The 5,538-nt window shown below is 63.1% G+C and carries 8 protein-coding genes; 4 read left to right on the top strand and 4 right to left on the bottom strand.

All coding sequences use genetic code 11. The annotated features are described in order from the left end of the window. Nucleotides 1-668: LLM class flavin-dependent oxidoreductase (locus ENZ75_RS19025; protein WP_128278243.1), on the bottom strand; the 668-nt coding region annotated here is incomplete at its 3' end. 278 nt (nucleotides 669-946) lie between these two features. Between ENZ75_RS19025 and ENZ75_RS19020 the strand changes: the two genes are divergently transcribed. Continuing rightward, nucleotides 947-1,375 carry a DUF6481 family protein gene (locus ENZ75_RS19020; RefSeq protein WP_013528462.1) on the top strand — a complete coding sequence of 143 codons (429 nt, stop codon included), beginning with the start codon at nucleotides 947-949 and terminating at the stop codon, nucleotides 1,373-1,375. Between the two features lie 138 nt (nucleotides 1,376-1,513). On the opposite strand, the gene sugE is transcribed toward ENZ75_RS19020, so the two are convergent. Both sugE and ENZ75_RS35610 read right to left on the bottom strand, forming a co-directional pair. After that, nucleotides 1,514-1,828: a quaternary ammonium compound efflux SMR transporter SugE gene (sugE, locus tag ENZ75_RS19015; RefSeq protein WP_013528463.1), complete on the bottom strand. Its 315-nt coding sequence runs from the start codon at nucleotides 1,826-1,828 to the stop codon at nucleotides 1,514-1,516. A 205-nt stretch (nucleotides 1,829-2,033) separates the two neighbouring features. Beyond that, on the bottom strand, nucleotides 2,034-2,159 hold the full coding sequence (locus ENZ75_RS35610) for a hypothetical protein (RefSeq protein WP_013528464.1): 126 nt from the start codon (nucleotides 2,157-2,159) through the stop codon (nucleotides 2,034-2,036). A 312-nt stretch (nucleotides 2,160-2,471) separates the two neighbouring features. Between ENZ75_RS35610 and ENZ75_RS19005 the strand changes: the two genes are divergently transcribed. From ENZ75_RS19005 to ENZ75_RS18995, 3 genes are all read left to right on the top strand, one after another. Next, nucleotides 2,472-3,281 (top strand): transglutaminase family protein, encoded by an 810-nt coding sequence (locus ENZ75_RS19005; RefSeq protein WP_027161100.1) that lies wholly within the window; start codon nucleotides 2,472-2,474, stop codon nucleotides 3,279-3,281. A gap of 128 nt (nucleotides 3,282-3,409) precedes the next feature. Continuing rightward, complete coding sequence (locus ENZ75_RS19000; protein ID WP_013528466.1) at nucleotides 3,410-4,375, top strand: cation diffusion facilitator family transporter; 966 nt, start codon at nucleotides 3,410-3,412, stop codon at nucleotides 4,373-4,375. A gap of 61 nt (nucleotides 4,376-4,436) precedes the next feature. Then, nucleotides 4,437-4,841 (top strand): GFA family protein, encoded by a 405-nt coding sequence (locus ENZ75_RS18995; RefSeq protein WP_013528467.1) that lies wholly within the window; start codon nucleotides 4,437-4,439, stop codon nucleotides 4,839-4,841. A 20-nt stretch (nucleotides 4,842-4,861) separates the two neighbouring features. Here ENZ75_RS18995 and rmuC read toward each other — a convergent pair. Continuing rightward, nucleotides 4,862-5,538, bottom strand: a 677-nt coding sequence (rmuC, locus tag ENZ75_RS18990) for a DNA recombination protein RmuC (RefSeq protein WP_128278242.1), incomplete at its 5' end; no start/stop codon positions are given.

Genomic DNA, 5,538 nt, shown 5'->3' with positions numbered 1-5,538 from the left:
CTGCCGGCGCGCTTGGCGGCTTCGCGGTAGAGATCGAACAGCGGCGCGAAACGCGCCGGCTCGCCGCCAATGATGGCGAGCGCCAGCGGCAGGCCGAGCGCGCCAGCGCGGGCGGCAGACTGCGGCGTGCCGCCAATGGCGATCCAGACCGGTAGCCTGTCCTGGAAGGGCCGGGGATAAACGCCGCGATCGTTGATCGGCGCACGCAGATTGCCCGACCAGGTGACCTTCACGCTGTCGCGGATGGCAAGCAGCAGATCGAGTTTTTCGGCGAACAGCTCGTCATAATCCTCGAGGTTGAAACCGAACAGCGGGAAGGATTCGATGAACGAGCCGCGCCCGGCCATGATCTCGGCGCGGCCGCCCGACAGAAGATCGAGCGTGGCAAATTGCTGGAAAACGCGCACCGGGTCATCGGAAGACAGAACGGTGACCGCGCTGGTCAGCTTGATGCGCTTCGAACGCTCGGCCGCCGCGGCCAGGGCCACGACCGGTGCGGAGGCGGCATAGTCGGGCCGGTGATGCTCGCCGAGGCCGAAGACGTCGAGGCCGACCTGGTCGGCCAGCTCGATCTCCTCGATCAGGTTGCGCAGCCGCTCATGCGGGCCGATGGCACCGGGGCCCGGCTGCGGGCTGACGTCGGCGAATGTGTAGAGACCGAGTTCCATTTGATGTCATCCTGGTGTTGGGTTTTCGGGTTAGACGTAGCGACGCCTCAGCCGCGCCGCCAGTGGGGCGGACGGTGAACAGTGCATGTCGGTTTCGGCTCTATCTCTTCGTCGCCATTCCGGACGGAAAACCGCTTCACACTTTTCCTGGAATTGCTCCAAAGGCGTCTCCCGAGTGCAACAGCCGACAATTTCATGGCTGCCATGCCGTTTTGGCGCTTGAGCTCTCGGTTTTCGCGCGTATGTAAGCGTCGCGAATTGACTTCAGGGAAGTGGACTTGGCTATCTACAGGGAAAAAGACGTTTTCGAGCGGCGCAATGCCGCAAACGAGGCAAAGAAGGCGCTCCTCGAGCGCTTCAAGGCAAAGCCGGCGGCGGATGATCCCGCAGTGCTGGCGCGGCAGGCTGAACGCAAGGCTATCCTTGCGGCCCGCGAAATCCGCGAGGCCGAAAAGGCCCGGCTGAAGCAGGAGAAGCTGGCACGCGAAGCGGTCGAGAAGGCCGAGCGCGAGGCAGCAGCCGAAGCGGCACGTATCGCCGCCGAGGAAGCTGCACAGGCCGAGGCCAAGATTCGGGAATCCGAAGAGAACGAGCGCATCGCCCGTCTTCTGGCCGACGAAGCCGAACGCAAGGCCAAGCGTGACGCGCGTTATGCGGCACGCAAGCAGCGTACCGGCAGGACGCCTCCGGGCTTCTCCGCCCGCTAGCTCTCGGCTACGGAGCAATCTGCTTCGAGAACCAGGGTCGCCTCGCAGCGGCCCTGAACGTGTTTGTCCCATGCATGTCGCCCTGGTCCCGGCTCTGGGAGGACGACATGCGCAAACCAAGAGACCTAAGCGTTACCGTCAGGCGGCGAACTTCAGCCCCATGATGCCGCAGACGATGAGCGCGATGCAGGCCAGCCTGATCGCGGTGGCCGGTTCGCCGAGCAGCCAGATGCCGAGCAGTGCCGTACCGACGGTGCCGATGCCGGTCCACACCGCATAGGCGGTGCCGACGGGCAGCGCCTTCAGCGCCAGGCCGAGCAGAGTGAGGCTGACGACCATCGAGGCAACGGTCAGCACGGTCGGCACCAGCTTCGAGAAGCCATCGGTGTATTTGAGGCCGATTGCCCAGCCGATCTCGAACAAGCCAGCGAAAAAGAGAAGAATCCACGACATCGACAACGCTCCATCAGAGCATCGGACCGAAAAGTGACTTCGGCGTCCGACGATCAGTCAAACAATGGCGGGTCGTCCCGTCCGGATTTGGGGAAGCGCGAGGTCGTCCCCGCCACGCCAATATAAGAATTTCGGGCGCTCGATCAACAGCGACCGGCAACAAGTGTCGCCGGCCGTAATCTTATTGCGAAGTGGATCGCCGGACCTACTTGTCCTTGAGCTTCATCGCCTTGACCGGCGGCGCCTTCAGCGCCGGAGCCGGAGCGGGCTTCTTGGCGTCCTTCTTCGGCTTGCGGGCTTCCTTGCCTGCCTTCATCGCACCTTTAGCCATGATTCGTTCCTCCTGATGTGAGAAGCCAAGTGAAACAAGAGAACCGCCCGACCGCAAGGGGTTAGCGACTGTTGCCGCCGACAGCGGATCGCTTTCAACCGGTTTCTAGAGCAATTCACCGTTTCGCGGAAACAGTGAATTGCTCTAACTCTTTGTTTTGACGCAATTCCGGACGGAAAACCGCTTCACACTTTTCCTGGAATTGCTCTAATTTGCTCGTAAACCATGGCGGTCCGTGCCATGGTCATTTTCGCACTGCAGCATCGACCCGAGCTTCGCCGGGTGATCGTCAGGCAGGCCGTCAGGACGACAATGCGAATCCACATCGGCTGCGAGATGAGCTTCGACTTTCCGCAGGAAACGCCGCTCATCGCGATGCTGAATGTGCACTATTCGCGGGCCTCCGATCTCGAGCGGCCGGATTTCCTGATCTCCAATCCGCCGGTGCCGATCGAAAGCTATCGCGACAGTTTCGGCAATTGGTGCAACCGGCTTGTCGCGCCGCCCGGGCGCTTCACCTTCGGCACCGACGCGGTGATCCGCGACCCCGGCACCTTCGAGATGGGCGACCTGATGGCCTGGCAGCACGAGGTGCGCGACCTGCCGGCGGACACATTGCTGTTCCTGCTGCCCAGCCGTTTTTGCGAAAGCGACCTTCTGGCTGACGAGGCGTGGCGGCTGTTCGGCAACACGCCGCTGGGTATTCCGCGCGTGCAGGCGGTCTGCGACTTCGTCCACAGCCACATCGTCTTCAACTACGGCAATGCACGGCCGACGCGCACCGCGGCGGAAGCCTATCGTGAACAGAGCGGCGTGTGCCGCGACTACGCGCATCTCGCCGTCACCTTCTGCCGGGCACTCAACATCCCAACGCGCTATTGCACCGGCTACATCAGCGACATCGGTATGCCGAAGCCATGGGCAAGCATGGATTTCTGCGCCTGGATGGAAGTCTATCTCGGCGGCCGCTGGCATGTCTTCGACCCGCGCAACAATGCACCGCGCATCGGCCGCATCCTGATCGCCTCCGGCCGCGACGCCGCCGACGTGCCGCTGACCCATATTTTCGGCCCGGGAACGCTTGCCGGCTTCAAGGTGTGGACCAGCGAGATCATCGAGTAGTCGCCGTTTTCCATAGACCGGATCTCTCATGGCCGCTGCCGTGGACGACCCGACATTCGCGCGGTGTGATGCCTGTGGAGCTTTAGCGGCCTGGCCGCTAGACTGCGCCTTGAACGGGGGCAAATGCCATGGCCGGGCACGGCGGCTCAAAAAAGGTGATCTACGCGGCGCTCGCCGGCAATCTCGCCATCGCGCTGACCAAGTTCGCCGCCGCCGCCTTTACCGGCAGTTCGGCGATGCTGTCGGAGGGCGTCCATTCGCTGGTCGATACCGGCAATGGCGGCCTGCTGCTCTACGGCATGCACCGCGCCGCTCGCCCTGCCGATCGCACGCATCCGCTCGGCCACGGCCGCGAACTCTACTTCTGGAGCTTCATCGTCGCGCTCCTCGTCTTCGCGCTGGGCGCCGGCGTGTCGTTCTACGAAGGCGTGGTCCATATCATGGCGCCGGAGCCGGTCGCCAACGCCAAGGTAAACTATATTGTTCTGGGCCTTTCCTTCCTGTTCGAAGGCAGTTCGTGGTGGGTCGCCCTGAAGGAGTTTCGCCGGCAGAAGGGCAGGCAAGGCTGGCTGCAGGCCGTGCAGTCGAGCAAGGATCCGAGCGTCTACACCGTGCTGTTCGAGGACAGTGCGGCACTTCTCGGCCTGATCGTCGCTTTCGCCGGCATATTGGCAGCGGAACTGCTGGAGATGCCGGAGCTCGACGGCGCCGCCTCGATCGGCATCGGACTGATCCTTGGCGCGACCGCGATCTTCCTGGCCCGCGAAAGCAAGGGCCTGCTGATCGGCGAGCCGGCGTCGCCCGAGGTGCAGATGAAAGTGCTGGCGATCGCCCAGCAGGATCCGGCGGTGCAGCGGGCGAACGGCGTCCTGACCGTCCATATGGGGCCGACAGAGATCGTCGCCGGGCTCAGCATCGAGTTCGAGGACCATTTGACGGCGCCCGAGATCGAAGCTTGCGTCGAGCGCCTGGAGGCGCAGTTGAAGAAGGAAATGCCGGAGATCACACGGCTGTTCGTCAAGCCGCAGACGTCAGGCACCTGGGAGCAGCGACGCAGGCTGATCGATTCCGCATCCGATCCTGCCCTGGACTAAAACCGTGCCATTGCCTCACGGCCTTGCGCCGCTAGATTGAAGGGGCTTTGGAGGAACGAAGATGAGAATAGACGGCGGCTGTCATTGTGGCGCCATCACCTACGAGGCGGAGGTCGATCCGGAAAAGACCACGATCTGCCACTGCACGGATTGCCAGCAACTGACCGGCACGGCTTTTCGCCTTACGGTTCCGGCGCCGGAAAGCAACTATCGCATCACCAAGGGCACGCCGAAAATCTACATCAAGATCGTGGCGAGCGGCGCCAAGCGCACCCAGGCCTTTTGCGCCGACTGCGGTTCGCATCTTTACGCCACGTCTGTCGGAGATGGTCCGAAGGTCTATGGAATTCGCGTGGGGACCGCGCGGCAGCGCCAGGATTTGATCCCGACACAGCAGAAATGGCACCGCTCGGCGCTGCACTGGCTGCCTGAATTTCAGGGCATGACCACGTTGGAGGAGCAGTAGCGCCGGTCCGGCACCGCGCCTCAATCGTCGCCTTCGACGACCCTCAGCCTGAGCTGCCCGGTTTTCGAATCGGCAACGCGCGCGCCGGTATCGACCTTGGCGGCGGGAGCCCGTGACGCGGCGTCTACGGCGGCATCGCCGTCGGGCTGCGCGCCGAATTCCAGCGCCTCGATCTTCTGGCCGCGCTTGGTGACCTTCGACGTCGAAACCAGTATGTCGTCGATGTCCTTGGCCGACTGGCCGAAATGCACCTGCAGCTTGCGCACCCGCTCATCGACACGCGCAACATCCTCCATCAGCCGGATGACCTCGCCCTGGATCAGGTGCGCCTGTTCGCGCATGCGGGCATCCTTGAGGATCGCCTGGATGACCTGGATCGACAGCATCAGCAGCGACGGCGAGACGATGACGACGCGCGCACGGTGCGCCTTGTGCACGATCGCCTCGAAATTCTCGTGGATCTCGGCGAACACCGATTCCGACGGCACGAACATGAAGGCAGTGTCCTGCGTCTCGCCCTGGATCAGGTATTTTTCCGAGATATCGCGGACATGGATCTCGATGTCGCGGCGGAAGGCCTGCGAAGCTGCCTTCTGCAGATCGGCGCCATCGGCGGCGCGGATGGCGTTCCAGGCTTCCAGCGGAAATTTTGCATCGATGGCCAGCGACGGCGCGCCGTTCGGCATCTTCACCAGGC

The organism is Mesorhizobium sp. M7A.F.Ca.CA.002.04.1.1, assembly GCF_004022805.1.
In the GTDB taxonomy this organism is placed as follows: domain Bacteria; phylum Pseudomonadota; class Alphaproteobacteria; order Rhizobiales; family Rhizobiaceae; genus Mesorhizobium; species Mesorhizobium ciceri.
Note: the sequence above shows the minus strand (reverse complement) of the source record. Positions and strands in the feature narration are given on the sequence as shown.

Bases quoted from the DNA above. Each gene is read 5' to 3' on its own strand.
- ENZ75_RS35610 (WP_013528464.1), bottom strand. From the start codon at position 2,159: ATGGCTAAAGGTGCGATGAAGGCAGGCAAGGAAGCCCGCAAGCCGAAG.
- ENZ75_RS19005 (WP_027161100.1), top strand. From the start codon at position 2,472: ATGCGAATCCACATCGGCTGCGAGATGAGCTTCGACTTTCCGCAGGAA.
- sugE (WP_013528463.1), bottom strand. From the start codon at position 1,828: ATGTCGTGGATTCTTCTCTTTTTCGCTGGCTTGTTCGAGATCGGCTGG.
- ENZ75_RS19000 (WP_013528466.1), top strand. From the start codon at position 3,410: ATGGCCGGGCACGGCGGCTCAAAAAAGGTGATCTACGCGGCGCTCGCC.
- ENZ75_RS18995 (WP_013528467.1), top strand. From the start codon at position 4,437: ATGAGAATAGACGGCGGCTGTCATTGTGGCGCCATCACCTACGAGGCG.